Annotated in this window: 1 protein-coding gene; it reads right to left on the reverse strand. The window is 76.9% G+C overall.

Annotation, left to right across the window (positions count from 1 at the left end; genetic code table 11):
• Positions 1-1,374 (reverse strand): proton-conducting transporter transmembrane domain-containing protein (locus tag L2I40_RS23215; RefSeq protein WP_237217722.1); only part of this gene is annotated, 1,374 nt, incomplete at both ends.

Below are 1,374 nucleotides of genomic sequence, written 5' to 3' on the forward strand. Positions count from 1 at the left end.
AGCGGCCCCGGCAGGACACCGATCGCGACTGTCAGCGCGGCCGGCACCGCGAGCGCGATGCGCGACAGCAGCGGCGCATCCGACGCGCCCAGCACGCGCGGCGTGCGCGGGCGGCCCAGGAACACCAGGCCGAACAGCCGGACCATCGCGCTCGCGGCCAGCGCCGCGGCCAGCGCCGCCAGCGCGAGCACGACGAGCGCCAGCAGCTGGAAGGGCAGCTCGCCGACGCGCCAGGCCGCCAGCAGCGCCTGCAGCAGCAGCCATTCGCCGGCGAAGCCCGACAGCGGCGGCAGGCTCGCGGCCGCCGCGGCGGCGATCAGCGCACACGCCGCCGTCCAGGGCATGGCGTGGATCAGCCCGCCGAGCCGGTCGAGGCTGCGCGAGCCCGCGGCGTGCGCGACCTCCCCGAAGCCCAGGAACAGCGCCGTCTTGAACATCGCATGCGCGAGCGCGTGCAGCAGTGCCGCGCCGGCGGCCAGCGCGGCGAGCGCGCCCAGGTCGGCGGCGCGGAAGCAGGCGGCCAGGCCGAGCCCGATGGCGACGAAGCCGACATTCTCGATGGTGGAGCAGGCCAGCAGCGTCTTGCCGTCCTCCTCGAGGTTGGCGCGCAGCGCGCCGAGCGCGGCGGACGCCGCGCCGAGCACGATGAGCGGCACGCCCCACCAGAGCGGCTGGGCCGGCCCGCCGAGATCCAGCAGCAGCCGCGCCGCGACATAGAGCGCGACCTTGGTCATCGCCGCCGACATCAGCGCCGAGACATGGCTGGGCGCGGCGGGATGCGCGAGGGGCAGCCAGGCATGCAGGGGCACGAGGCCGGCCTTGGCGCCGGCGCCGGCGACGACGAGGGCCAGGATCGCCGCGGCACGCCAGCCTTCCGGCGGCGCCTCCCGGATCGCGGCGAAGGAGAGGTCGCCGGCCGGCCCGGCGAGCAGCCCGAGGGCGGGGACCAGGCAGGCGGCCGACAGCGCCGCGAAGACGAGGTAGATCCGGGCGGCCCGGCGATTCTCCTCCTTCGCATGGTCGGTGGCGACCAGCGCCCAGCTTGCCAGCGACATCGCCTCGAAGCCGAGCAGCAGCGTCAGCGCATCGGCGGCGACGAGGGTCAGCGCCATGCCGGCCAGGAAGAGCGGCCAGGCCACCACGGCGCGCGGCGGCAGGCCGCGGCCATGTGCGAGCGCGAAGAGCGAGGCGCAGGCGCCGGCCAGCCCCAGCAGAAGCAGGAACCAGGCGGAGAGCGGGTCGAGTGCCACCAGCAGCGGGCCGAAGGGGGTGGCGAGCGGCAGCGCCACCGGGTCCGCTCCGCCGGTCGCCAGCGCCGTGGCCCCGACCGCGGCGAAGACCGCCGCGGCGACCAGCGCGCCGCCATGCGCGAGC

Origin of the sequence: Falsiroseomonas oryziterrae (assembly GCF_021864505.1) — a bacterium.
Taxonomy (GTDB): domain Bacteria; phylum Pseudomonadota; class Alphaproteobacteria; order Acetobacterales; family Acetobacteraceae; genus Falsiroseomonas; species Falsiroseomonas oryziterrae.